A 25241-nucleotide genomic window follows, 5' to 3' on the forward strand; every position below is an offset into this window, starting at 1 on the left:
CAATAAGCAGCATCTATACGAGGACTGAGGACTGAGGTTCAAGGACTGAGGTTGTCTCAGCCCTCAGTCCTCGCGCCTCAGTCCTAGTTTTTACAGATTGTACTTGATATCGACCGCGCGCCCGGTCTGCGAGGATTCGACAATCGCGTCGCAGATGACGGCGTTCTTGTAGCCATCCACGAAGTCTGCGCCGTAGGGTGCAACCTCATGCTGGCCGAGGATCGCGCCGAAGAAGTGGTGGAATTCGTGGACAAACGTGTGTTCCCACCCGATGATGTGCCCCTGCGGCCACCAATTCGCCCAGTACGGGTGATACGACTCGCTCACCAGCACGTTGTGGAAGCCGCGCGTTTCTTTCGGCTCTTCATTCGCCCAGAAGACCTTCAGCTCGTTCATGTTCTCGAGATTGAACTCGACCGAGCCGTTCTCGCCGTTGATCTCGATACGATTGAAGTTCTTTCGCCCCTGCGCGAAGCGCGACGCTTCGACCGTACCAATTGCGCCGTTTTCGAATTCCAGCAGCGAAATGAAGGCATCGTCGACATCGACTTTGCCCATGCCGGAGCCATCCGCCAGCGGCCGTTCTTCGACGAACGTCTTGGTCATGCCCATGACGCGCTTGGGTTCGCCGACGAGGAAGCGTGCGAGGTCGAGCACGTGCGCCCCGAGGTCGCCGAGCGCCCCGCTGCCCGCCACCGACTTATCCAGACGCCAGATCTTCGGGAAGTTCGGGTCGATGATCCATTCCTGCAGGTAGACCGCGCGGAAGTGGAAGATGCGTCCGAGCTTGCCGCTTTCGATCAACTGCTTGATGAGCGCGATCGCCGGGACGAAACGGTAGTTGAACGCCACCATGTGCTTGACGCCCGCCTTTTGCACCGCGTCAAGCATCGTTTTGGACTCTTCAGCGTTGCGCGCCAGCGGCTTCTCGCAGAAAACGTGCTTGCCCGCCTGCGCCGCGGCGATGGTCGGTTCGGCGTGCGCGTCGTTCGGCCCGCCATTGTCGAACACCTGCACATCCGGGTCGGCGATCAGGTCACGCCAATCCGTATAGTATTTCTGGTAGCCGTAGCGTTTGGCCGCTTCCGCCGTCGCCGACGCGTTACGCCCCGCGACCGCCACCAGCTTAGGGATGGCAATCGGCGGATACATCATATACGGCAGTTTCTTGAAGGCGTTGCTGTGCGCCTTGCCCATGAAGGCATAGCCGAGCATGCCGATCCCAATTTCGGGCGCTTGACCTTCAGCCTTCGCGCCCGCCATCGTCACAAATCCGACTTGATCACTCATCGCAGCCTCTACCCTTTACTTGTCCGAGTCGAACGCGGCGTCAAAGGCCACATTCGACGGCGCGAAATCCGTCTTGCGGATGTGGTCAATCGCATCCTTCGCCCCGTGTTCGCGATCCATGCCGCTGTCTTCCCATTCGACTGAGAGCGGCCCTTGATAACCAATCCGATTGAGCACGCGGATGATCTTTTCGAGGTTCATGTCGCCGTGACCGGGGGAGACGAAATCCCACCCGCGGCGCGGATCGCCAAAGTTGAGGTGTGATCCGAGGATGCTCGACCGTCCGTTGAGGTTGACCTTCGAGTCCTTGACATGGACGTGATACATGCGATCCGGGAAGGCGAGGATGAACTCGGTCGGGTCAAACAACTGGTGGATAAAATGGCTGGGGTCGAAGTTGAAGCCGAAGGTCTTGCGGTTGCCCAACGCGGCGAGCGTCTTCTCCGCCGTGTAGATGTCGTAGGCGATTTCCGACGGGTGCGCTTCGAGCGCGTAGCGGATGCCCTGCTCATCGAACGCATCCAGCACCGGGTTCCAGCGGTCAGCGAATTCGCGGTAGCCAGCGTCGATCATTGCGTCGGAGGTGGGCGGGAAACGATAGATCAGATGCCAGACGGGGCTGCCCGTAAAGCCATTGACCACGCTGACACCCATCAACTTGGCGGCGAGCGCCGTATTCGCGACTTCCTGCGCGCAGCGGGCTTTCACGCCTTCGGGATCACCATCGCCCCACAGACGCGGCGGCAGAATGCTCTTATGCCGTTCGTCGATGTAGGCTTCGGCAACGCACTGCCCCACCAGATGCGTGCTGATGGCGAAGCACTTCAGCCCGTGCTGTTCGAGAATATCGTGCCGACTGCGGATATAGGCGTCGTCCGAGAGCGCCTTGTCCACTTCGAAGTGGTCGCCCCAGCAGGCGAGTTCTACGCCGTCGTACCCCATGGCGGCGACTTTTTGCGCGAGGACGGAGAGCGGTAAATCCGCCCATTGACCAGTAAATAACGTGACGGGTCGAGCCATTGTGATGATCCTTTTCGCAATACTTTTGAAAAGCGGGGATTGCTCCCCGCGTAGACCACTTTATCCAGTTCTTTGCACTGCCCGCGCTGGTGTTGGCGCAGGCGCGGGTAGGAACACCCCCACCAATTCGCGCACGGCAAAGAACATCAAACCCGCTGGAAACAGATTCAAGATGATGAGAAACCAGCGATCCACATTATTAAACTGCGAAAGTGTCGCGTCGGCAATTTCTGCTTTGCGCGCGTCGTCGTAGGTGTTCCACAGGCGCTGGCGCACCCCATACGGCTCGACCGGTTGGTTGGCGGCAATCGCGCTGCTCGCCAGGACGAACAACACAATCAGCGCAACCACCGCCGCGATGATCTGCTGCGTCGAGGTGAACGGCGGCAGCGAGGAATCGGCTTTGGCGCTCTTGGGCACGACGTGGCTCCACAAGATGAACAGCAGCACCGACGCCAGTACCAGCAGGAAGCCGTAGCGATAGCTGACGAAGAAGAAGGGCTGGAACAAGAAGACCACGCCGCACAGGATACCCGCAATCGCCATCAATTCTATCGGGCGATGCGCGCGATTGGGCAGCTTGCCGTTGAAGCGCCGTGCCACCAGCACGATCACCAGGATGTAGAGCAGGAGCACCATGATAAAGAAGGCGACAAACGGCACGGCGCGAATCAGCACGCCATCGCGCACACGCTCATCGCCAATGCCCGCCGAGAGCGATGGAAACACCAACCCGATGATCAGAAACAGCAGCGCGAAGCCGCCCAAACGTTTGATTGGCGATAAATACTTTTGCATGTTAAGTCCCATAGGCTCTTAGCGACTAGGCCGTTAGCTAACGTCGGTCTCTTGTTTTGAGCTGTTTGCCAACGGCTAACGGCTGATCGCTACGTCAATAACTGTTTCAGGAAAGTGACGCCGTTCTGCGCCAGCGCATCCTGACTCGCCTCAAAGGGCCGCCAGATAGCCGCCGCGCGGGCGATGCTCTTGACTTTGTTGGTGAATGATTCAATCACGACCGGGCCATCGTAGTTGATCGCCTTGAGCGCCGCTGCGACATCGATCCACGTCACATTGCCCGACCCCGGCGCGCCGCGATCATTCTCGCAGGCGTGGAAATGCGCCAACCGCGACCCAGTCTTGCGGATCGCCTCACCGAGCGATTTCTCTTCAATGTTCATGTGGAAGGTGTCGAGCATGATTTTGCAGGACGGGTGGTTGACACGATCGACCACTTCGATAATCTGCGTCGCCAGATTGATGAAGCTCGTCTCAAAGCGGTTAAGCGGTTCAACGCCCATCACCGCGCCGCAATCTCCAGCCACCTTTGACAAGGCGCTCAACTGCTGCACCAGCGTGTCGACATCGCGCGCGCGTTCGTCGGCGGTTTGCTGCCACACCCGACCGACCGCCGAATAGATCGGACCGACGAGATTCGTCCCGCCGACCGTCTGTACCGCCTGCAAGCAGTGGCTGATGTAGGCTACGCCGTTGTCGCGGATCGCCTTGTCCTCGTGAATCAGGTCACGGTCCGGCCCCATCGCGGCGCACATACTCACGTCCAGACCCTGATCACGGATGATCTTGCCCGCTTCAGCATAATCGAAATCGTTCAGACCTTCGATTGGCAGTTCGATCCAATCGAAGCCCATGCCCTTGACTTTCGGCGCGAGTGTCTTCAGCTCATCAGTCGTCAGGGGCGAAGTCCATACCCAGGTATTGACGCCAAAACGCATGATCTTTACTCCTAAGTAATTTTAGAAAACGCACCCGTCATGCCCCCTCTCCTCTAGGAGAGGGGGTGGGGATGAGGTTTTATAAACGTGCTCCATCCACATCAAAGAAATGCAGGCGTTCCCGCGCCAATGTGAACGGCAGTTCATCCCCCAGGCGATAGTTCACTGTGCCGGGGACGACACTGGTCAGCAATTGCTCACCGGACTGCAGGTGCAGGATCGTCTCCACGCCAAGCGGTTCGGTCAGCACCAGCTTGCCGCGATAATCGCCGCTGCCGGGTTTCACGTCTTCCGGGCGAATGCCGACCAGCACTTCGGCGGGCGTTGCCTCGGTCGGCGTGGGGACGGAGAGCGCGCTCTGCACAATATTGAGCGATCCGTTTTCCCGCCGGGCGGGCAGCAAATTGATCTTCGGCGTGCCGACCAACTGGGCGACAAACGTCGTCGCCGGACGGTCGTAGATGTCGTGTGGCGTCCCGACTTGCAGAATCTTGCCCGCGTCCAGCACGGCGATGCGATCCGCCATCGTCAGCGCCTCGATCTGGTCGTGCGTGACGAACAGCGTGGTGCTGCCTTGCGTCTTTTGCAGATGCTTGAGTTCGACGCGCAGCGATTCGCGCAGCTTGGCGTCGAGGTTGGAGAGCGGCTCATCCATCAGGAAGATGCGCGGGCTGCGCACAATCGCGCGCCCGATGGACACGCGCTGCATCTCACCACCCGAGAGCTTGGCCGTCTTGCGCTCGATCAAGTGCATGATGCGCAGCTTTTCGGCGGCTTCCAGCACACGCTGGCGGATTTCATCTTCCGGCGTCTTGCGCAGCGGCGACCGCAGCGGGAACGCCAGGTTGTCGTAGACCGACATGTTTGGGTAGAGCGAGTACTGCTGAAACACGAACGCCGTGTCGCGGTCGGCGGGGGTCAGCTCGTTGATGTTCTCCCCGTCGAAGTACACGCTGCCCGCGTTCTGCTTCTCCAACCCGGCAATGACGCGCAGGGTCGTGGTTTTGCCCGCGCCCGTCGGGCCGAGCAGCACGAAGAACTCGCGGTCTTTGATCTGCAAGCTGATGTCATCCAGCGCGACCGTGTCGCCGAACTGCTTCGTGATGTTTTCCAGCCGAATGTCGCTCATGGGATTACCCTCAGCGCCGCTTCCGTTTCCGGGTTGAAAAAGCGCACCATCGCCGGGTCGATGTCAAAGCGCAGCGGTGTGCCGATAGGATAATCCAGTCCGCGCCCTGCCCGCGCATGCACAATCACGCCGTCCGCGATTTCGAGGTGCAGCATCGAATAGCCGCCGTGCAAATCGCTGGCGTACACGTTCGAGTGCAATTGACCATCCGAACTCACGCGCACCGCCTCCGGACGAAAGCCGAGGATCGCTTTGCCGCTGGCGGGGAGATGTTTCTCCAGCGTGCCGCGCCACTGATCCGGCACGCGATAGTTGTTTTCGCCGGGCAGCGTGATCACGCCTTGTCGGTAATCGCCGCTGATCAGGTTCATGCCGGGGCTGCCGATGAAGCGCGCCACGAACAGGTTGGATGGGTCGTGATACACTTCGCTCGGCGTGCCGATCTGCTGCACCACCGCATTCGACATGATCACGATGCGGTCGCCCATCGCCATCGCCTCGACCTGATCGTGGGTGACGTAGGCGGTCGTCGCGCCTTGGTCGAGATGCAGCTTCTTGATCTCGGCGCGCATCGATTCGCGGAATTCCGCGTCCAACGCGCCGAGCGGTTCATCCATGAGGAAGGCGGCAGGCTTGCGCACGAGCGCGCGCGCCAGCGCCACACGCTGTTGATCGCCGCCGCTCAGTGAGCCGGGGCGCTGGTCGAGAATGTGCTCGATTTTGAGTAAGCGGGCGACGCTCCCCACCTGTTTCTTGATGTCCGTGCCATTCAAACCAGCCGCTTGCAGCGGAAAGGCGATATTTTCGCGCGCGGTCATGTGCGAGTACAGCGCGAAAAACTGGAACACGAAGGCGATATCCCGTTCGCTCGGGTGCAGCCACGTCACGTCGCGCCCATCGAACAGGATGTTGCCGCTCGTCACCGCTTCCAGACCGGAGATCATGCGCAGCGTGGTCGTCTTACCGCAGCCCGACGGTCCCAACAGCACGATGAATTCGCCGCTGTTGATGGTCATGTTGAGCGGTTTGACGGCGTAGCTCTCGCCGAATTTTTTCTCTACGTTTTGCAGTTGAATGGTTGCCATGTTAGCCCTTGCGGATTGCGCCGAAGGTGACACCGCGCAGCAAATGTTTGCGCAGCACGAAGGTCACGATCACCACCGGGATCAGGAAGGCCAGCGACCCCGCCGCAATCGCCGCCCATTCGATGCCGCCCGTCCCGAGCACAAGCGGGATGCTCGGCGGTGCAGTCCGCGCGACGTCCGACGTGAGCATGAGCGCGAACGCGTACTCGTTCCACGAGAAAATCAGCGAGAACACGGTCGTCGCGGCAATGCCCGTGATCGCCTGTGGCAGCACGATCTTGCGGAACGCCTGCAAACGGGTGTAGCCATCGACCAACGCGGCTTCCTCGTATTCCTTCGGGATTTCGTCGATGAAGCCCTTGAGCAGCCACACCGAGAACGACAAGTTGAAGCTGGTATAGAGCAGCACCATGCCGAAGTGCGTATCGTACAGACCAACCTCTTTGTACATCAGGAAGATCGGGATGGTCACGACGACGGCGGGCAGCATGCGCTGGCTGAGGATGAAAAAGAGCAGGTCGTCTTTGCCGGGGATGTTGAAGCGGCTGAAGGCATAGGCCGAGAGCACGCCGAAGCCGACCGAGAAAAACGTCGATGCACCCGCAATGATCAGCGAGTTGACAAGCTGGCGCGGAAAGGCGCTCGTGCCGATGATCGTCTGACCGCGCAGCAGCGCGATCTGATTCGCCCAGTCCATCTCGTCGCGGCGCGTTTCGGCCTCGGCAATCTCCGCCTGGGTCATCTGGCGGCGCTCGGTCAATAGGCTGATGAAGCCTTCGAGACTCGGCTGAAAGAACAACACGGGCGGCGCGGACACCGCATCGGGGCGCGTTTTGAACGCCGTCATGCCCATCCAGATCACCGGGACAAGCATCAGCAGTGCGATCAACACGGCGATGATGGCGCGCACGGTCACGCTGATGCGCTGGCCGCGCCCCACCTTATCGACGCGCGTTGAGTAGTTGACAGGCGTTGTGGGGGTATAAGTCGTCGTCATGGCGATCACCCTTCCCGGGCGCGGTTGAGCGCGCGAATGTACAGGTTGCTCACGGCGATGATGATGACAAGCACGATGTAGGCCAGTGCGGACGACTGCCCGGTATTGAACTGTCCCTGAAACGCCAGTTGATACAACTGCACGCTGACCGTGCGCGTCACATCGCCGGGGCCACCGCCCGTCAAGCCCATGACGAGGTCGAACTGCTTGAACGCCTCGATGGTGCGGAACAGCACGGCGATCAACAGCAGCGGCATGACCTGCGGCAGCGTGATGCGCCGGAACTGGAACCAACCGCTGGCGCGGTCAATCGCCGCGGCTTCATACAAGTATTCAGGAATGGCGCTCAAACCCGCGAGGCACAGCAGCATGACGAACGGGCTCCACATCCACACATCGACGATGATGATCGCCCACATCGCCAGCACGGGTTCCGCCAACCATTCTGGCCCGGTTTCAATCGCTGTCACCCGGGCGAAGAAATCGCCGTAGGTCTGGTCCTGATTGAGCACGAAGCGCCAGAAGAGGTGCGCCGCGACCGGGATCAGGATCAGCAGCGCGATGCGGCCGTAGCGCGCGGACGACTCGCCGATGAGCCTTGGCACCACACGCCAGAGCAGCAGCACCAGAATCACGCCGATGAGCGCGGGCAGCAGCAGCGTGAGAAAGCCAAAGATATAGTTGAAAATGCCGTAGGAGGGGTTGAAGATCAGCCGCCAGAAGACGGCCACGACAATCGGCGAGAGCATCATCGGCACGAGGATCAGCGTCGTCACCACTCCGCTGCCCGTGAACTTCGTCCGCAGGAGCATCGCCAACCCGAAGCCGACCAGCGTCTGGAGCGCCACCGAGATCAGCGCGTACGTGCCCGTCACGCCGAAATAGTGCCAGAACTGCGGGTCGTTGAGGATGTTGGTGTAGTTTTCCAGCCCCACCCATACGGGCGGGTCGGAGGAAATGACAGAGTATTCGGTGAAAGACAAAAATAAGCTGTAGATCAAAGGGAATATATTCATCAGAATGAGCAGGATGATCGTCGGGAGAATGAAGAGCTGGACGATCCGCCGATCACTCAGGTGACGCCGTGCCGCTGGACGAGGCGTCGCCTCTGCGGGTTGAGCCGTGCTGACTTGAGCCACAAAATCACCTCATGGAACGGAGATGCGGAAGTTCGCCGATGGATGGTGTCGGGGCGACCACCTTGATCGCCCCGACTGAATATGATTTATTCGGAGATGTAGCCAGCTTCGACCAGCACTTCGTCCATCTCCGCCGCCATGTTGTCGAGGGCTTCCTGCGCCGTGCCCTGACCACCGACGACGTACGCGTTGAGATAACGCTGCGAGATTTCGAGGAGCTGCCCGTAGACCGGAATGTTCGTGAAGTCCTTGACGAAGGTCATGGTTTCGGCGAACGCGGCATTGTACGGCGCGACTTCGAGGAATTCCGGCGATTCGAGCACGGCGATGTTGCAGGTGTAACCACCGAGTGCCGCCCACGCCTGCTGGACTTCTTCCGAAGCGAACCACGTGATGAAGTCGAACGCGGCCTGCTTACGTTCGTCGCTGATGTAGTTGTTAACGCTGATACCCTGACCGCCGAGCGCCGCGAAGCGTTCGCCATCGGGGCCAGCCGGCATCGCGAAGTAGCCGGTCGATTCCGCATAGGGGTTGATGTTCTGGTTGGCAAGCGCCGGGAAGAAGGCGAAGTAGTTCATAATCATCGCCGCCTGGCCATTCACGAAGGCATCGTTCATTTCCTGGAAGAACGCATTGTTCGTTCCGGGAGGCGCGAATGAGTACAGATCCTTGTACAGTTCGAGCGCCGCAACCGAGGCATCTGAGTTCACCACGCCGAGCGTGTTGAAGGTTTCATCGTACCAGTCGCCACCGTAGGAGAAGAACGGGTTCTGGAAGCCCATCGTGATGGCGTCGCCTTCAAGCTGGGTATAGACGGCCACGCCGTACAGACCTTCGTCCGGGCGGGTGAAGAATTCGGCGATATCGCGCAGTTCGTCCCACGTCGTCGGGACGGCGAGCGGACGGCCATAGGTGGCTTCAAACGCGGCCATGTTGTCGGCGTCTTCGAACAGATCCTTGCGGTACGCCCAACCATTGGCATCACCTTCGGTCGGATAGGCATAGAACGTGCCGCTGCCCGCCGGGTATTCGCCGTAGTACTGGAGGGTCGCCGGGGTCACCGTTTCGGTGATGCCGTTGCTGTTCAGGAATTCGGTCATGTCGACATAGTGGCCTTCAGTCGCGGCCTGCCCCAACCACTGGCTGTCGCCGACGATCATGTCGTAGGCCGTACCCTGCGCCGCCCATTCAGTCGACACGCGGTCCAAGTAGCTTGACCACGGCGTCGTCACGACATTGACCTTGATGCCCGTTTCGGCTTCGTAGTTGTTGCCAATCTGCTGCAAATAGTTGGCGGGATCCCATTCTGCCCACCAGATGTTGATTTCGGTCACGCCTTGCGCGCTCACCGAAACACCTGTCACCACCATCAAGAGCACCGCTACCAGCAAGAGTTTCTTTAACACGAGTAATCTCCTTAAGTGAATACTAAAGTTGATACCTTTTCGAGTCGAGAAACCTGCACAGACTTCTCGTTCACCCCTTACGCCTGATGTGCTCGGACCGCTGCTCCCGAATCTTAGTCGGCACGCAGACAGGATACCTGATGTGTTAGGTCTGGAGAGACAAAAGAAAGTGAAATCATTATCCGGAACGTATGAAACTTATCGAGAAGAAAGCGACTTTACACAAGCAACAATAACATAACTTTGCGAAAGCTGTCAAATATGAATTATAATTTACACAACAGCGACAGATACGCCTAGCTTAGGCGGTAGCAGGGGGTAAGAAATTGAGCGAACGCCCCACTGCCGACTCACGGTGCTGTCCGTCGTTGACTTACATTCCACGCTTTGAATTATGGTTTTGAGGAGAGAATTTTCATGTACGTTTGTATGCACAACTGGATGCGCCCGGAACCGATTGAAGTCACCATTCAGCGCCTCAGCCGCTTGGGCTACGACGGCATCCAAATCATGGGCGAACCGCGCAAATATGACTGGAAAGCAGTTCGCAAGCAGCTTGACGACCACAACCTGAAGTGCTTCGGCTCGGTCAGTATCATGATCGCCGGACGCGATCTCATCCATCAGGACCCGTACTACCGTGAGATGAGCGTCGCTTACGTCAACGAATGCCTCGACATGGTCGGCGCGCTGGGCGGCAACATGTTTACGCTCGTGCCGAACGAAGTCGGGCGCGTGACGCCCCGCTCTACCCCGGAACAAGAATGGGAATGGGCAGTCGAAAATGTACGTAAGTGCGCCAAACACGCCGCGCAGTACGGCATTCGTATCGCGTTAGAACCGCTCAATCGCTTTGAGACCAACTTCCTCAACCGCCACGATCAGGCGATCAAGCTGGCGCAGGATGTCGGCGAGCCGAACGTCGGCATCGCGCTGGATGCGTTCCACATCAACATCGAAGAAGCCGATCCGTATGACGCGATTATGAAGTCGGGCAAATGGCTCGTCGACTTCCACGTCGCCGACAACAACCGCCGCCCGCCGGGCGAAGGCAACTGGGACTGGAAGAAGTTGATCCAGACGCTGAAGGATGCGGGCTACGCCAACGGGCCACTGACGGTGGAATTCGTCGTGCCGTTCGACCGTTCGCCGCTCGCCGAAGCCGCCGAAGCCGCCGGAACGGAAGCCAGCGAAGCAGAACTCAAGTTCATCCGCGACCACGGCAGCGACCTGATGAGCGACGCCGCGTATACCAAGCACGTCGAGAACAGCATCCGCCATCTACGCGCTTGCGGTGCGTAACGGCTGATGGCCACGGTTCTGCTGATCGGTACGCTCGATACAAAGGGACCGGAGACGGCGTATCTGCGGGAGCGCGTGCAGGCGTTGGGGTGTGACGCGCTGGTGCTCGATTCGGGCATTCTCGGTGAGGCGGTTGGGATTGAAGCGGATTTCAACCGCCGCGCCGTCGCAGAAGCTGCCGGGTCGACGATTGACGCGCTGCGCACCGCCGGGTCGCGCGGGAAAGCCGTTGAGGAGATGCTCAAGGGTGTCCGGGCGATCACGCTCGATCTGTTCCACGCGGGGCGTATTCACGGCGTCGCGGCCTTGGGTGGCGCAGAAGGCTCGGTACTCGCCGCGGCGGCGATGAAAGTGCTGCCCGTCGGCTTCCCCAAGCTGATCGTCTCGCCGATTGCCTCCGGTCAGCGCAAATTCGCGCCGTTTGTCGGCACCAAAGATGTCCTCGTCATGCATTCTATCGTCGACATTCTCGGTCTGAACCCGATCAGCCGCGCCGTCTTTGACAGCGCCGCCGCGGCGATCACCGGGATGGCGCACGCCTACGCGACTCGCGCTCCCATCAAGGCGGATAAACCCGCCATTGCGGCGACGATGCTCGGCAACACGACCAAACCGCTCATGCGTGTGCGCCCCAAAGTCGAGGCGGAAGGCTACGACTTCGTGATCTTTCATGCGAATGGGGTGGGCGGCGTGGCGATGGATGAGTTGATACGGCAGGGGTATTTCGCCGCCGTGCTCGATTATACGCTGAGCGAAATCGCCGCGTACATCGCGGGCGGTTTCCACAACGGCGGAGCGACGCGCATGGATGCGGCGGCGGAGACAGGGGTCACCCAGTTGATCGTCCCCGGCTGCCTCGACTTCATCGTCTTTGGAGCGAAGCACGAAGTGCCGGAAACACTGCGTGATCGACCGACCTACTATCACAACCCGGAGTTCACGCTCGTGCGCCTCACCGCCGACGAGCAGATCCGCGCGACTGAACACCTGCTGAGCAAGATTAACGCGGCAACGGGCCAAGTGCAGGTGCTCGTTCCCCTGCGCGGCGGATCGGTCATGGATATCGACGGCGGCGCGTTCTGGCAGCCCGAGCTCAACCAGACGTGCTGGGATTTGCTCAAAAACGGGCTGAAACCCGGCATTCAGTACACCGAAGTCGACGCGCACATCAACGAAGATCGCTTCGCCGACGCTACATTCGATGCCCTCAAAAACTTGCTGCGCACCTAATATTGGCCAACGGACGCCAAGCGTCCGGTAAGAAAGGATTTTTACGATGGCTGAAAGAACGACCAAGTCGCTCGGTTTCCCGTCATTCTGCATGGGTGACCTGAGCTACGTTGATATTCAACAGTATTTGAAACATTCCGATACGATTCTGATTCCGAAAGCGAGTCTCGAACAACACGGGCCGCACCTGCCGCTGTACTGCGACACCATCACCGCAACCGAAGTCGCGCAGCGCGCCGGCGAAGAGGCAGGCATCCTGTACACGCCGACCATCTGGATGGGCTATTCGCCGCAGCACATGCGCTCGCCCGGTTGGGGGGCGGGGACCATCACGCTGCGCGCAGACACGTACCTCAACATGATTTACGACGTGGGCCGCAGCCTGATTCACCACGGCTTCAACCGCCTGATCTTCGTCAACGGGCACGGCTCGAACGTCAAAGTCATCGACCCGGTGCTGCGCAAACTGCGCAACGAGACGGGCGCGCTGATCGCCTACTACAAGCCCTATGCCGAACGCTACATCGGCATGCTGAAAGACGTACTCGAAGGCCCGGTCGAGGAGACCCCCGGCTGGCACGCTGGCGAGTTGGAAACTTCGCAGTGCCTCGCGCACAACCCCGACCTCGTGCGGCTGGATCGCGCGGTGGTCGACAAGGCGCATAGCCCGAAATGGCTCGGCGAAGCCTGGGCGAAAAAAGATGGCATGCCCGACGCCGAATTTCAGGGCTACCAGTACTTCAATTTCCCGTTTGAACACGAGGAATTCACCGATTCGGGCGTGATGGGCAACCCGCACCGCGGGACTGCCGAAAAAGGCGAAATCGCCTTCTCGCGCTTCTCGCAGCATCTGATCGACGCGGTCGCCGAACTGGAAAAAGTCGACGTACAGGTCAAGAACCGCGACTTTACGGAAGGAAAATCGTGGGGATGGTAGCCGATCTGCACAGTCAACTGGCCGCTATTGTCGGCGAGGCGAACGTTATACCGGAGTCTGAAGCGCGCATTCACTACGCCAACGATCAATGGTGGTACGCCGTCGCGGCGACCGGCGCGGGGCAATCGATCAGCCGACCGCAGATCGCCGTGCGTCCGGCGCGCACTGAACAGGTCGCCGCGATTGTGCGCCTCGCCAATGAACTGCGCGTACCGATCACCCCATGGGGCGGCGGCAGCGGCGTGCAGGGCGCGGCCAACGCCGATCAAGGCGGCATTGTGCTCGATTTGCGTGGGATGCAGCGTGTCCGCGCCATTGACACCAAATCACTGACCTGCGTGGTCGAAGCGGGGCTCGCCTGCCGCGACTTCGAGGCCATGCTCAACGAACGCGGGCTCTCGTTCACCCACTACCCTGCTTCGGCGGAATGGGCGACCATCGGCGGGAGCATCGCCGCGCGCGGATCAGGCGTACTCTCAACCAAGTACGGCAAAATCGAAGAACATGTGCTGAGTATCGAGTGGGTCACGCCGACGGGCGAAATCGTCAACACGCCGAATGTGCCGCGGCACGCCGCCGGGCCGGAGCTGACGCAGCTATTGGTCGGCGCGGAAGGCGTATTCGGTATCGTGACCGCCGCGACCGTCAAGCTGCACCTTGTGCCCAAACGCCGCGCCTTCGGCGTGTACGCCTTCGCCAATCTCGCGGACGGGGTCGAAGCGGGGCGGCGCATCATGACGACCGGGCTCAAACCGCCCGTGCTGCGTCTGTACGATACCCATGCGGCCTCCCACAGTCTGGCGCGCGCGGTCGAGACGCCGCTCAATGCGCCGACCATGGTCATGATGTATGACGGCGAATATCCGGAACTGGTCGATCTGGAAGCTAAAATCGGCGGTGACGTGTGCCGCGAACTCGGTGGCACGGAACTCGACCCGGCGATTGGCGCGTTGTGGTGGGATCGGCGCTATGTGTTCTACTACCCACCCTACGCGCCCGAACTGCCCAGCATCTGGGGCACGATCGACGTGGTGGCCGACTTCGAGCATATCGAGGCCGTGTACGATGCGACGACGACGGCGATCCGCGCGGCCTGCCCACCCGAATTCAACCTGTCGCTGAACCCGCACTTCTCGCACTGGTATGAATGGGGCTCAATGATCTATGCGCGCATGAAAGTGCCGACCGGCCCCGCCAAGCTGGAAGAGGCCAAGGCGCTGCACGACGCGATTTTCAAAGCGGGCGTTGAGGCGGCGCTCGATGCGGGCGCGGTCATCAATGACCATCATGGCGTCGGCCTCCGGCTCGCCCCATACATGCCCGCGCAATACGGCGATGGCGGCATGGCGACGCTTAGACAAATCAAAGCAGCGCTTGACCCGAACAACATCTTGTGTCCGGGGAAACTGGGCTTGTAACGTGTGAGCGGTGACAGTACAGTCGTAGGGACGCCGTCTCTGGCATCAATTCGAAAGCGATTGAGCGCGTCCCTACCGTGAAAACTCATTTCTCATTCCCTGCCCTGTTTCTGCGCGGAGCGCTCGTCGTGGCGTGTGCCGCGCTCATCAGCACCGGCAGTCTGCTGATTCTGCTCCGCACGCAAGCGCCACCCGCCGCCATGATCGTATGGATGCGCGGAACACAGGGGCAAGCGTTGTATGTGATCGACACCCAGCGCCGCGTGCAAACGCCGTTGATCGAACCGCCAAGTGCACCCGTGATTGAAGTACCGCACGCCTCCCGCGATGGGCTGCGGGCCGTCTTTCAAACCTCTGACCACGGGCGCTTAACTATTCAAGTGGTTGATGCCCGACGCGGCGTGCTGTACAGCACGGGCACGGAAACCGCCGAGCGACTGGCGGCGCTGTCGCCGGATGGACGGCAGCTTGCCTACTGGGCCACGAACGACACACGTCTGAGCATCCGCTTTCAAAGCTGGCATCTGGCGATTCGCGACCTCGACACCGGTGAATCGCGGATCATCACCGAGCAGAACGCGCTGCTGCCCTACGATCGTCCGCTCTGGTCACCGGATGGTCAGCAGTTGGCCGTGCGCTTCTGGTCGGGCGCGCAGGACGCGGGCGTCCATCTCATCAGCGCCAGCGGCGGCTCTAGTGAAGGCATCTCCGAACTCACCCCATCGAGCGAGCTGTCATGGTCGCCCGACGGCACGCGCATCGCCTTCGACTCCAGCCGTGACCGCAACACGGAAATCTATCTGCTCGACCTCCCCTCGCGCCGCCTGCAAAACCTAACGCAGCATCTGGACAACGATTTCCAGCCGACCTGGTCACCTGACGGCAGCCAGATCGTGTTTGTGTCGAATCGCGCCGACGGCGGCGGCATCTATCGCATGAATGCCGCAGGCGCAGACTTTCAGCGTGTGGTCGAGGCGGGCTGGCAGCCGCTGTGGTCACCGATGGGCGACGAAATCGCGTTCATCTCGCAGCGCAATGGTGACACAGCGATGTACATGATCAAGGCAGATGGGAGTGACCTGCATCTGGTGACAGCCCTCGACGACACCGCGCGGTTTGTCGGTTGGTACGCCAGCGAAAATTAAGTTATTCTCGAAGCGAAAAGCGAGGAAGAAGATGACACTTAACCCCCAACGCACGATTGCTGAACTTAAAGAACTGCGCGCGCTCACCGGCAACGACGACGGAGCGCAGCGCGTCGCCTTTACCGATACCTGGGTCAAAGCGCGTGACTGGCTAAAGTCGAAGCTGGCGGGCCTGCCCGTCGAATATGAATGGGATGAAGCGGGCAACACATGGATTACGCTGCGCGGCGCGTCGGACAAGTGCATGCTCATCGGCGGGCACATTGACTCCGTGCCAAACGGTGGGTGGCTGGATGGTTGCCTGAATGTGGTCGCCGGGCTGGAAGTGCTGCGCCGCATCGCGGAAGAAGGCACGCCGCCCGTCACCGTGCGCCTCGTCGACTGGGCGGACGAAGAAGGCGCGCGCTTCGGGCGCAGCCTGTTCGGATCGAGTGCCGCTTCCGGCACGATGAACCCGGATGACCTGCGCAGTCTCGTCGACCGTGATGGCATCAAGCTGAGCGACGCGATTGCCCGCTTCGACCTTGACCTCGACCACGCGAAACAGGCGCAGCGCCAATTGCAGAACGCCGTCGCCTATCTCGAGCTGCATATTGAGCAGGGCCCCGTGCTCGAAAAAATGGGTTTACCGCTCGGTGTGGTGCTGGGGACATTCGGCGTCGAACGCCACGCAATCCGTTTCACCGGACAGTCGGCACACGCTGGCTCAACGCCGATGGATCAACGGCGCGACGCGCTCGGCGCGGCGGCGAAACTCTCGCTGGAAATCCGCGAGATCGCCAAGCGCAACGGCGGCGTGTGCACAGTCGGCAGCGTGACCACCAAGCCGGGCATTGTGACGGCGGTCGTCGGCCAATGTGATATCACGCTGGATCAGCGCCACTTGAACGCCGAGGCGCTGGCGAAGATGCTGCAGGAAGCCAAAGATGCGAGCGAAAAGTTCGCCGCTGAGGAGAATGTCACCGTCGAATGGCGGCGCATCTGGCAGATTCACCCGATCCTCTTCCACCCGGAATTGATTGAGATGGCGCACGAGGCCATTCAGGAGACGGCGGGCGTGGTGCATCGCTTGCCGAGCGGTCCGCTCCACGACGCGGCAGAAGTCGCGCGCGCCGGCGTGCCAACCATTATGCTGTTCGTGCAGAGTCTGCGCGGGCTGTCACATGCCAAAGAAGAAGATACCAAAGAGGAACATCTCGCACTATCGGTCGAGGCGCTCGATAAGCTGGCGACCAAGACCATGAAGTGGCTGGCGGCCCAGAGTTAGCTGACGGTAGGGGCGCACGGCCGTGCGCCCCTCCGTATCCCGATTCGCCAATCTTTACTCCAACGGCAGCCCCGCGGCCTGCCACGCGATCACCCCGCCGAGATCATAGATGCGGCTGTACCCTTCCCCATTGAGCAGGTTCCAGGCCTGATTCGAGCGGTTGCCGCTCCGGCAGTACAACACTACATCGCGATCCTGCGGGATCTCCGACAGGCGCGTGCTGATCGTGTCAAGCGGAATGTTCACCGCCCCGGCGATATGGCCGCTGGCGAATTCCTCCGGCGTGCGCACATCGACCAATACGTGATCGGCGCTGGCGAAACGCGACTGGTAGTCCTGCGGGCTGATCACGCTGCCCGTGGTCGCGCTTTGGTTCTGCGTCAGGAGGATCACCCCGACGACAACGGCCACGACCACCACCAAAGCGGCAGAAAGAAATAGTCGATTACGACCGGGCTGCTGTTGATTACTTTTCTTCACGGAAATTCCCTTCAAGCGGAGTGCGAGGTCTAAGTGCGAGGGAGGCAGACTCTCACCGGGTGTTCACGTCATGCCACTGCCTCATACTAGAATAGAGAGCTTAGCGTACGGACTTCTTACGATAAGGGCGAAATCGGCAAAGATTCGGATGTAGGTGCAACCCAGCCAAAACGCGGTACACGTCAGCATCGCTTGCGCCCCCTGGCATTGTAGCTGAAGTGGCCAACTGACCCGTTTTCTCGGGCGCACAAACCGTCTATTTTATGACGATGTGTCTGACGATATGGGGAAGCGGTATGCCGCTGTTTCGCAGTTTCTATATGGGCGGGTTTGAGTGTTCGACGCATCGCCTGCGATCAGGTAAGCGGTTGGACGTGATCGCCGCTACGCATCACGATACCCATGTGCGGGCAGATTATGCGCGCCTGCAAGCGCAAGGTATCTACACGGCGCGCAGCGGCCTGCGCTGGCATTTGATTGAACCGCGCCCGTACCAATACGATTTCGCGAGCATCCGCCCCATGCTGGAGGCGGCACGCGACCTCAACATGCAAATCATCTGGGATATGCTGCACTATGGTTACCCTGATGATCTCGATCCGTTCACGCCCGAATTCGTACGTCGCTTTGCGGGAATGGCGCGCGCGTTTGCCCGAGTCTACCGGGAAACCACGGATCAAGTGGCGTTCTTGTGTCCGGTCAATGAGATCTCATTTCATGCGTGGGGTGGCGGGGATGTCGGCTATTTGAACCCGTTTGCGACCGAACGTGGGTTCGAACTCAAAATGCAGTTGGCGCGCGCCGCCATCGAAGCGACGGAAGCTGTTTGGGAAAGTCTGCCTCAAGCGCGCATTGTACACGTCGACCCGGTGATTCACATCGCCCACCATCCCGAGCATCCGGAAGACTTCGACGACGCCGAAGGGCACCGCTTGGCACAATTCCAGGGCTGGGACTTGATCGCGGGGCGCATCGCGCCGCAGATCGGCGGCGATCTCAAGTATCTGGACATCCTCGGCCTCAACTACTACTCGAATAATCAGTGGTTTCACAACGAAGGCGGGATGATCCCTCTAGGCAGCCCGTATTACCGCCCGTTTCGCGATCTCGCGCGCGAGGTGTTCATCCGCTATGGGCGTCCCCTGTTCATCGCGGAGACGGGCGCAGAAGATGGTCTGCGCCCGCGCTGGCTGCGCTATATGGCTGGCGAAGCACGCGCGCTCCTGCAGGAAGGGATTCCGCTGGAGGGGCTGTGCCTCTACCCGATCCTCAATCACCCCGGCTGGGACGATGAGCGGCACTGTCATAATGGGTTATGGGATTACTGCGATGACGCGGGTGAACGCGAGCTGTGCCAGCCCTACGCCGAAGAACTCCAGCTGCAGCGGGCGCTGCACACCCTATCCGACCATATCCTCCCGGATAGCACGCAGCTCGCAAAGGCATCGACCTAAAGCAGCGGGGCGATCCTTGTGAACGCCCCGCTGAATAAAACCGCGGTATGAAGCTACCCCCACAACTGCTTGAGGAAGCGCGCTTTTTCAACCCACTGGTACGTGCCGCCGCCTTCGTGATTATTGAACTGCCAGATCAGCATCTCTTTGCTGCCCGCGTAGTGATTGTAGGCCGCATAGACGGTGCGCGGTGGGCAGATCGTATCCATCAAGCCAACGGAGAACTGCGCCGGGCATTGGGCACGCGCCGCGAAATTGAGGCCGTCGAAGTACGACAGCGTTTTGAAGACGCGATCCACCTTGTCGCGGTGCGTCTTGAGGAACAGCGCGATCTCGCCGTAGGGATGCGTGTCGACCAGTTCGACGGCGGTGCGGTAATGGCACAGGAACGGGACATCCGGCAGCGCAGCGGACACGTTGCCGTCGAGCGCCGCCGCCGCCAGCGTAATACCCCCACCTTGACTGCCGCCCGTCAGCGCAATCCGCATGGCATCGACGGACGCATGCGACCGCGCCGCTTCCACCGCGCGCGCCGCATCAGTGAACACGCGGCGATAGTAATAGGTGTTCGGGTTGAGCACCCCACGCGTCATGAAGCCGGGATAGGCCGTGTCGCTGCCTTCGGGATCGGGCGTATCGCCATTGCGCCATGCGCTCCCCTGCCCGCGCGTATCCATGACGAAATGCGCGTAACCGAGATTCGCCCAGAACAACCAGTCAAACAGATGACCACGCCCACCGCCATAGCCGATAAATTCGACCACGCACGGCAGCGGCGCTGTAGCACCACGCGGTACAATGAACCACCCCTTGATCGGCTGCCCACCATACCCGTTGTAGGTGACGTCGTAAGTGTCGAGCATCGCCAACCCGACATCGACGCGTTCAAAGCGCGCGTTAAGCGGATGCTGGCGGGCCTCGGCCAGCGTCCCCGCCCAGAATTGATCAAAGTCGGCGGGCTCATCGCGCGGCGGGCAGTAAACCTGCAACTGCTCAAGGGGAAAGTCAAACATCGGCATGGTCTGGGCTCCTGCTGGTTAGGAAAAGTTGCGTAGATACAGGTGGGACAAAGCGCAGTTGGGAAGCAGCGCGATCATGCTCTAGAGTCCGGCAAGCGCGAGGAACAGCATGGTGATCATGACGACCATAAGCATGCCGTCAATGCGATCAAACACGCCGCCGTGCCCGGGGAATACATTGAGCCACGGGATATTTGAGTCTTTCGCCCCGTACAGGCGTTTGACATAGGACTCGAGCAGATCGCCCGCGAGATCGGCAAAGGGCATGGCAATCGTCACGGCGATCAGCACCGGAATCAGCGTGTTCGTCGAAATAAGCAGCGCAACTGCGATCACAATGGCGCACAGGCCGCCGATCACCGCCCCTTCGACCGTCTTCCCCGGCGAAATCGCGGGGGCCAGCCGGTGCCGCCCGAACAACCGTCCGCCAATATACGAGAACGTGTCCATCCCAAACGCGCCGATGAACATCAGCAGCCACAGGATGAAACCCGCGGGGAGGTCACGAATGTAAAGCGAAAAATACGCGCCGAGCGCGAGGTACGTCGTGCCGATCACCGACACGAGCGCATCCCGCAGGCGATGCTGCCGCTCACCTGCGGCATAGGCCAACACGAACAGCAGCCCAAGTCCGAAAGCCGCGCTGATCCACACAAGAGGGATACTGCCGCCAAAGAGCGGGCGCATCAACCCGACGACTGTGACAATGATGACGCTGGTGATCGTTGAGAAACGTACATGTTTGTGGGCGGCCAGATTATTGACTTCGAGCGTCGCGATCAAAAGAATGACCATGATCAGAATGGTGAACGCCGTCCCCCCGTAGAACAGCGCCGCCAACGCGACCGGGAATAACAAGAAACCTGTGAGGAGTCGAATAAGGAGATTTCGGGTCATTAAGCGCCCAATCGCGAAGGTCGACTGGTTCGTTAAGGGTGCTGCGTCTGTAGAGGAATCGCCCATTTTTTCCGCCGAACGGGGTAATTATCCTCCATATTGTACCTAAGACCGCGCAGAGACACTAGTACTTAAATAACGGCCTACGTTGGTATTTCACAACCATTTCTCAATTATCATACCACAGTATTGCGATTACATTGAAACGGTTGATGAAAATCGTAAATTTCTCATTTTCACCAACGCTGTTGACTATTCTATCTTCAGGTTCCATTAATTTTTCTTCGTCGTGTCATCGCTCTTACCCGCCGCCCACTGAACCAGATAGAGCCTCAGGAGAACGGTAGGACTATGCTCAGGTCTCAAGTTTCATTGCTCCGGCTGGCTTTGCTCATTGCTGTCTGCACCGCCATTGTCGTCACGCAAGCCCAAAACGCCAGCCCTTCCCCGGCGAATCCCAACGCCAACGCGACCGCCCGCGCGATTCTCAACTATGCCTACGGGCTCACCAGCCGCACTGACAACCGCGTCATCAGCGGGCAGTTCGGCAGCTATGGTGACGGCACAACCTATAATACCGCCCTGCAGCAGATGCAGGCCGTCTACAACCTGACTGGGCAGTGGCCAGCGATCACCGGCATGGACTGTGCCACGCCCGCGGGTATGGGCGAAGTTGTGCGCTACCTCACCGATATGTGGAACGCGGGCAATCTCGTCACGTTATCCTGCCATTTCCGCAACCCGTGGACGGGCGGATCGTCGACCGATTGGGCGAACCGGGATACTGCCGACCAATGGGATCGGCGCAGTGTGCTCGCGCTGACGACGCCCGGGTCCTCGGCCTACACCAACTGGATCGGCATGCTCGATAACCTCGCCGCTAATCTTCAGATTCTGGAAGATCGCGGCGTGGTGGTCATGTGGCGTCCACTGCATGAACTCAACGGCACATGGTTCTGGTGGGGCGGCCAAAGCCCGGCAGATTTCACCGCGCTGTGGCGGCACATGTTCGACTATTTCACGCGCGTCAAAGGCCTAGATAATCTGCTCTGGGTGTACTCGCCCAATACGGGTATGAATGCCACTGCTAACTATCCCGGTAACGACGTCGTTGACATGGTCGGGCTCGACGAATACTCCGGTGTGACGGAAAACCCACTGCAAATCAACTCAGCGGGCGAATACGATCAGCTTGTCGCCACTGGCAAGCCCATCGGCCTGTTTGAGTTTGGCCCGATCCCGGCCACGGGCGCGGGCTGGGATACCACCAACTACAATTGGGGCAACCTGATCCGGGACATCAAGGCGTCCTACCCACGCATTTTCCTCGTGCAAGCGTGGGAATACGTGTGGCAAATGGGCTACAGCCGCTATCAGGGTCAAAGCACGTTCATGAATGACTCGTGGGTGATCACGCGCAGTGACCTGCCCCGCTGGTCAAGTATGCCGACCACGGCGCCAATCACGGCGACGACGCTCGCGCCTACCACTGTCCGCACTAACACGCCGACCCGCACCGCAACTACGCTCGCCCCCACGAACGCCCTCCCCGCCGCCACGCAGGCGCCAGTCGCCGCCCCCGGCACGCGAGTGACGAGCGGCATCCAAGCCTTGTACACTTTCAATGAAGGAACGGGCAGCATCGTGCGCGATACCTCGGGCGCGGGCACCGCCATCAACCTGAATATCAGCTATCCAGCCAACACGCGCTGGTTGCCCGGCGGCGGTTTGGAGCTGTTCCGCGACGTCAACATCACCAGCGGCAGCGCTCCAGCTCGCCTCTACAGCAGCCTCATACAGAGCGACGCCGTCACGCTGGAAGCGTGGGTGAAACCCGCGAACACCAGCATGAACGGGGCACGCATCTTCTCGATGTCCAACGACACGGCGCGGCGCAACCTCTCGCTGGCGCAGTTCGGCACGCAGTATGAAGGCCGCATGCGGACAAGCACAGGCACGGATGGCAACGGCACACAGTTTATGGCGCCGACGAATACGGCCGCCGCGAGCCTTCAGCACATCGTCATCACGCACAGCGCCGACGGAGTCACGAACCTGTATGTCAACGGTGTGGTGCAGTCGACAGCGACGCTCGCAGGGACGCTCGACAACTGGAACACCGTACTCTACCTCAATATTGGCAACGAGTTGAGCGGCAGTGCATCGTGGTTTGGCGAAGTGCACCTCATCGCGCTGTACAACCGCGCGCTGACACAGGCGGAAGTCACCCAGAATCTAGCCGCCGGCGTTCATGGTCAGTCCGTCACTGGGCCGACGCCGCCTACGGCAGTTCCGACCAACACGCCCACACGCCAGCCAACCACAGCCATTCCCACAAATACGCCACGCGCGTTCCCAACAACAGTGGTCCCGACCAACACGCCCACGCTGATCCCACGACCGCCGTCCCCACCAGCCTGCCCACGCTCGTCCCGCCCACCGTCATTCCGCCGACCACCACCCCCGGAACGCCGCAGGTCGGCACGATCCTAGAGTCCGATAACCCGAGTGTCATTCGGTCGGTCGGCTGGGTCAGCGTGAGCGCAGCCAACGCCAGCGGCAGCAGCTATGTTATCAATACCCGGGCGAACGATAACCTGACCGCGACCTTTGCCGGTGTCGGTGTAGAAGTCGTGTATGTGAGCGGATCGTTTGGCACGTTCAATATTGAAATCGACGGGCAGGTGGTGCGCACCGTCACGACGACCGCCGCCGATGGAGAGGTGTATTTCAACGCCCGGGCGCGCATCGATGGGCTGGCGAACGCGCCGCACACACTACGCATTCTCCCCGCCAGCAGCGCTGTGGCGATTGATGCGATTGTGCCGCTTGTGCTCAGTGGCGGGACCGCTGCCGCTCAACCGTTGGTCGCGGGCAGCGAGAATCAGCCGCAGGGGCACGCTTTGGCCGCGCAGTCGGTGGAAGTTCTGCCAACTGCTGATACAAATCTCCCGGTCGCCGTGGTCGCTCCGCTCAGTTTGACGGCGGGGACTACGAATCCGATCACGCGTCGGTGATCAAGACGGCGGGCTGGTCGCTGGCGAGTAGCGGCAGCTTCAGCGGCGGGACCGCGCTGATGAGCAGCAGCACAGATGACAGCCTCACAGTGGTCTTTGAAGGTAGCGCGATCAGTGTGGTGTACGCGGGCAACAGCGGCACGGGCGAATTAGCGCTCGAAATTGACGGGCAAATCGTCCAGCAAGTCAATACGAACAGCGCGACAGATACGTTTGGTTTGGCGCTGAGTCTAGATGGCCTGACGCCGAGCATTCACACGCTGCGGGTTCTGCCGGTCAACGGCGCACACATCATCATCGATGCTATCGTGATTGGCGCGTCCGTGCAGCAGCCAGCGCCCGTCGTGGCTACCAGTTTGCCAGTCGACCCAGCGGCTATCGTGCCGACAGCCGCGCCAACGCTCGCGCCTGTCGAACCTGTCGTCCCAGCCGCGCCGATTGCTCCAGTGGCTTCAGGGGCGTTGGGCGCAGATCATATGGAGGCAGGGACATCGAACTGGATGACGGCGGGCGGCTGGCAGCTCGTCCACGACGACGCGAATGCAGCCATCGGCTACTTCTGGCAGACGATTACGCCGGATAACAGCTCGGATACGCTCACATGGCTCATCCCGTTTGATTTTACGGCAGCCTCGCGCCCGACGCTGACCTTCCAGTCGTGGCTGCAAGCGCCTAACTCGCTCGGTTGGATCGAAGCGTCTGTCGATGGAGTCAACTGGCAGCAGATCACAACGGTCACGCCGTCAGATGCATGGACAACCGTTGGGATAGATCTGTCCGCTTTCGCTGGTCAGCCCCGCGTGAATGTCCGCTTCCTGTGGCAGCAAGGCACAACTGATGCCGGAGCGGTCAACCAGTGGCATATCGACGACGTTGCGCTCAACGCGCAGTAGCGAAGTTCTGAGCAGGAAACAGCTCCTGCCCTTTTAGCAGTTGCTTGGAAGGGCGCGGCGTGCCGCGTCCTTTATTTGTTGGGAAGAAGCAAAGCTCTGAAGGAGAGGGGAATCAAAAACGGACGCTGTTGGCTATCCGTTCGTCGGGTCATGTCAGTTTGGGAATAGAAAAACGAGAAGGGTGGGTTGGCAGTGACCTACTCTCCCACAAGGTCGCCCTTGCAGTACCATCGGCGCTGGTGAGCTTAACTGCCGGGTTCGGGATGGAGCCGGGTGGACCCTCACCGCTCAAACCACCAACACACACACTTCTCGTTCATTCACAAGTTGTTGTTCACTCAATAACGCGTATTCTAGCACGCTCTCCCCCTCGTTTGAAG

Annotated in this window: 22 protein-coding genes and 1 rRNA gene; 10 read left to right on the forward strand and 13 right to left on the reverse strand. The window is 60.2% G+C overall.

Translation table 11 applies throughout. The features are described 5' to 3' along the window. Positions 1-90: 90 nt before the first annotated feature. From IPK17_RS02640 to IPK17_RS02680, 9 genes are all read right to left on the reverse strand, one after another. On the reverse strand, positions 91-1290 hold the full coding sequence (locus tag IPK17_RS02640; protein WP_343416118.1) for a Gfo/Idh/MocA family protein: 1200 nt from the start codon (positions 1288-1290) through the stop codon (positions 91-93). Positions 1291-1305: 15 nt separating this feature from the next. Further along, the gene (locus tag IPK17_RS02645) at positions 1306-2310 is read right to left on the reverse strand and encodes a sugar phosphate isomerase/epimerase family protein (protein WP_343416119.1); all 1005 of its coding nucleotides are present in this window, start codon (positions 2308-2310) and stop codon (positions 1306-1308) included. 60 nt (positions 2311-2370) lie between these two features. Next, positions 2371-3108, reverse strand: coding sequence for a hypothetical protein (locus IPK17_RS02650; RefSeq protein WP_343416120.1), 738 nt, complete (start codon positions 3106-3108; stop codon positions 2371-2373). Positions 3109-3197: 89 nt separating this feature from the next. Beyond that, positions 3198-4046, reverse strand: coding sequence for a sugar phosphate isomerase/epimerase family protein (locus tag IPK17_RS02655; protein ID WP_343416121.1), 849 nt, complete (start codon positions 4044-4046; stop codon positions 3198-3200). A gap of 79 nt (positions 4047-4125) precedes the next feature. Further along, positions 4126-5175, reverse strand: a complete 1050-nt coding sequence (locus tag IPK17_RS02660; RefSeq protein WP_343416122.1) for an ABC transporter ATP-binding protein — start codon at positions 5173-5175, stop codon at positions 4126-4128. Beyond that, on the reverse strand, positions 5172-6260 hold the full coding sequence (locus IPK17_RS02665) for an ABC transporter ATP-binding protein (protein ID WP_343416123.1): 1089 nt from the start codon (positions 6258-6260) through the stop codon (positions 5172-5174). The genes IPK17_RS02660 and IPK17_RS02665 overlap by 4 nt, the downstream gene beginning before the upstream one ends. 1 nt (position 6261) lies before the next feature. Then, positions 6262-7257, reverse strand: a complete 996-nt coding sequence (locus tag IPK17_RS02670) for a carbohydrate ABC transporter permease (RefSeq protein ID WP_343416124.1) — start codon at positions 7255-7257, stop codon at positions 6262-6264. 5 nt (positions 7258-7262) lie between these two features. Next, complete coding sequence (locus IPK17_RS02675; RefSeq protein ID WP_287693380.1) at positions 7263-8396, reverse strand: carbohydrate ABC transporter permease; 1134 nt, start codon at positions 8394-8396, stop codon at positions 7263-7265. Between the two features lie 86 nt (positions 8397-8482). Continuing rightward, positions 8483-9766, reverse strand: coding sequence for an ABC transporter substrate-binding protein (locus IPK17_RS02680; protein ID WP_502748399.1), 1284 nt, complete (start codon positions 9764-9766; stop codon positions 8483-8485). Between the two features lie 453 nt (positions 9767-10219). Here IPK17_RS02680 and IPK17_RS02685 point away from each other — a divergent pair, with 453 nt between their 5' ends. The 6 genes from IPK17_RS02685 to IPK17_RS02710 all read left to right on the forward strand — a co-directional run bounded on the left by IPK17_RS02685 (position 10220) and on the right by IPK17_RS02710 (position 17101). Continuing rightward, on the forward strand, positions 10220-11104 hold the full coding sequence (locus tag IPK17_RS02685; protein ID WP_287693382.1) for a sugar phosphate isomerase/epimerase family protein: 885 nt from the start codon (positions 10220-10222) through the stop codon (positions 11102-11104). Between the two features lie 6 nt (positions 11105-11110). Next, entirely contained in the window at positions 11111-12334 is a 1224-nt protein-coding gene (locus tag IPK17_RS02690) for a Tm-1-like ATP-binding domain-containing protein (protein ID WP_343416126.1), read from the forward strand. A 46-nt stretch (positions 12335-12380) separates the two neighbouring features. Then, a complete protein-coding gene (locus IPK17_RS02695) occupies positions 12381-13271 on the forward strand; it encodes a creatininase family protein (RefSeq protein ID WP_343416127.1) in 891 nt (296 codons plus the stop codon). Continuing rightward, on the forward strand, positions 13265-14689 hold the full coding sequence (locus IPK17_RS02700; protein ID WP_343416128.1) for an FAD-binding oxidoreductase: 1425 nt from the start codon (positions 13265-13267) through the stop codon (positions 14687-14689). The genes IPK17_RS02695 and IPK17_RS02700 overlap by 7 nt, the downstream gene beginning before the upstream one ends. Positions 14690-14766: 77 nt before the next feature. After that, complete coding sequence (locus IPK17_RS02705; RefSeq protein ID WP_343416129.1) at positions 14767-15834, forward strand: beta-propeller domain-containing protein; 1068 nt, start codon at positions 14767-14769, stop codon at positions 15832-15834. Positions 15835-15865: 31 nt separating this feature from the next. Continuing rightward, complete coding sequence (locus IPK17_RS02710; protein ID WP_343416130.1) at positions 15866-17101, forward strand: M20 family metallo-hydrolase; 1236 nt, start codon at positions 15866-15868, stop codon at positions 17099-17101. A gap of 54 nt (positions 17102-17155) precedes the next feature. Here IPK17_RS02710 and IPK17_RS02715 read toward each other — a convergent pair whose 3' ends face one another. Next, complete coding sequence (locus tag IPK17_RS02715; protein WP_343416131.1) at positions 17156-17581, reverse strand: rhodanese-like domain-containing protein; 426 nt, start codon at positions 17579-17581, stop codon at positions 17156-17158. 296 nt (positions 17582-17877) lie between these two features. On the opposite strand from IPK17_RS02715, the gene IPK17_RS02720 reads away from it, so the two are divergent. Next, entirely contained in the window at positions 17878-19035 is a 1158-nt protein-coding gene (locus IPK17_RS02720; protein WP_343416132.1) for a beta-glucosidase, read from the forward strand. Between the two features lie 53 nt (positions 19036-19088). Here IPK17_RS02720 and IPK17_RS02725 read toward each other — a convergent pair whose 3' ends face one another. After that, a complete protein-coding gene (locus tag IPK17_RS02725; protein ID WP_343416133.1) occupies positions 19089-20054 on the reverse strand; it encodes an acetylxylan esterase in 966 nt (321 codons plus the stop codon). An 81-nt stretch (positions 20055-20135) separates the two neighbouring features. Then, positions 20136-20951: a phosphatidate cytidylyltransferase gene (locus IPK17_RS02730; RefSeq protein ID WP_343416134.1), complete on the reverse strand. Its 816-nt coding sequence runs from the start codon at positions 20949-20951 to the stop codon at positions 20136-20138. 387 nt (positions 20952-21338) lie between these two features. On the opposite strand from IPK17_RS02730, the gene IPK17_RS02735 reads away from it, so the two are divergent. Genes IPK17_RS02735 through IPK17_RS02745 form a run of 3 tightly spaced genes read left to right on the forward strand, consistent with a single transcriptional unit; the run spans position 21339 to position 24861 of the window. Beyond that, positions 21339-23444 carry a glycosyl hydrolase gene (locus IPK17_RS02735; RefSeq protein WP_343416135.1) on the forward strand — a complete coding sequence of 702 codons (2106 nt, stop codon included), beginning with the start codon at positions 21339-21341 and terminating at the stop codon, positions 23442-23444. A 44-nt stretch (positions 23445-23488) separates the two neighbouring features. Beyond that, on the forward strand, positions 23489-23968 hold the full coding sequence (locus IPK17_RS02740) for a hypothetical protein (RefSeq protein ID WP_343416136.1): 480 nt from the start codon (positions 23489-23491) through the stop codon (positions 23966-23968). Further along, positions 23965-24861, forward strand: coding sequence for a hypothetical protein (locus tag IPK17_RS02745; protein WP_343416137.1), 897 nt, complete (start codon positions 23965-23967; stop codon positions 24859-24861). Before IPK17_RS02740 ends, IPK17_RS02745 begins: the two co-directional genes overlap by 4 nt. A gap of 184 nt (positions 24862-25045) precedes the next feature. Here IPK17_RS02745 and rrf read toward each other — a convergent pair. Then, positions 25046-25162, reverse strand: a 5S ribosomal RNA gene (gene rrf / locus IPK17_RS02750). Between the last annotated feature and the right edge of the window lie 79 nt (positions 25163-25241).

Source organism: Candidatus Flexifilum breve (assembly GCF_016713355.1).

Bases quoted from the DNA above. Each gene is read 5' to 3' on its own strand.
- IPK17_RS02655 (WP_343416121.1), bottom strand. From the start codon at position 4,046: ATGCGTTTTGGCGTCAATACCTGGGTATGGACTTCGCCCCTGACGACT.
- IPK17_RS02725 (WP_343416133.1), bottom strand. From the start codon at position 20,054: ATGCCGATGTTTGACTTTCCCCTTGAGCAGTTGCAGGTTTACTGCCCG.
- IPK17_RS02665 (WP_343416123.1), bottom strand. From the start codon at position 6,260: ATGGCAACCATTCAACTGCAAAACGTAGAGAAAAAATTCGGCGAGAGC.
- IPK17_RS02640 (WP_343416118.1), bottom strand. From the start codon at position 1,290: ATGAGTGATCAAGTCGGATTTGTGACGATGGCGGGCGCGAAGGCTGAA.
- IPK17_RS02645 (WP_343416119.1), bottom strand. From the start codon at position 2,310: ATGGCTCGACCCGTCACGTTATTTACTGGTCAATGGGCGGATTTACCG.
- IPK17_RS02690 (WP_343416126.1), top strand. From the start codon at position 11,111: ATGGCCACGGTTCTGCTGATCGGTACGCTCGATACAAAGGGACCGGAG.
- IPK17_RS02685 (WP_287693382.1), top strand. From the start codon at position 10,220: ATGTACGTTTGTATGCACAACTGGATGCGCCCGGAACCGATTGAAGTC.
- IPK17_RS02700 (WP_343416128.1), top strand. From the start codon at position 13,265: ATGGTAGCCGATCTGCACAGTCAACTGGCCGCTATTGTCGGCGAGGCG.
- IPK17_RS02710 (WP_343416130.1), top strand. From the start codon at position 15,866: ATGACACTTAACCCCCAACGCACGATTGCTGAACTTAAAGAACTGCGC.
- IPK17_RS02670 (WP_343416124.1), bottom strand. From the start codon at position 7,257: ATGACGACGACTTATACCCCCACAACGCCTGTCAACTACTCAACGCGC.
- IPK17_RS02660 (WP_343416122.1), bottom strand. From the start codon at position 5,175: ATGAGCGACATTCGGCTGGAAAACATCACGAAGCAGTTCGGCGACACG.
- IPK17_RS02695 (WP_343416127.1), top strand. From the start codon at position 12,381: ATGGCTGAAAGAACGACCAAGTCGCTCGGTTTCCCGTCATTCTGCATG.
- IPK17_RS02730 (WP_343416134.1), bottom strand. From the start codon at position 20,951: ATGACCCGAAATCTCCTTATTCGACTCCTCACAGGTTTCTTGTTATTC.
- IPK17_RS02680 (WP_502748399.1), bottom strand. From the start codon at position 9,766: ATGGTGGTGACAGGTGTTTCGGTGAGCGCGCAAGGCGTGACCGAAATC.
- IPK17_RS02650 (WP_343416120.1), bottom strand. From the start codon at position 3,108: ATGCAAAAGTATTTATCGCCAATCAAACGTTTGGGCGGCTTCGCGCTG.
- IPK17_RS02720 (WP_343416132.1), top strand. From the start codon at position 17,878: ATGCCGCTGTTTCGCAGTTTCTATATGGGCGGGTTTGAGTGTTCGACG.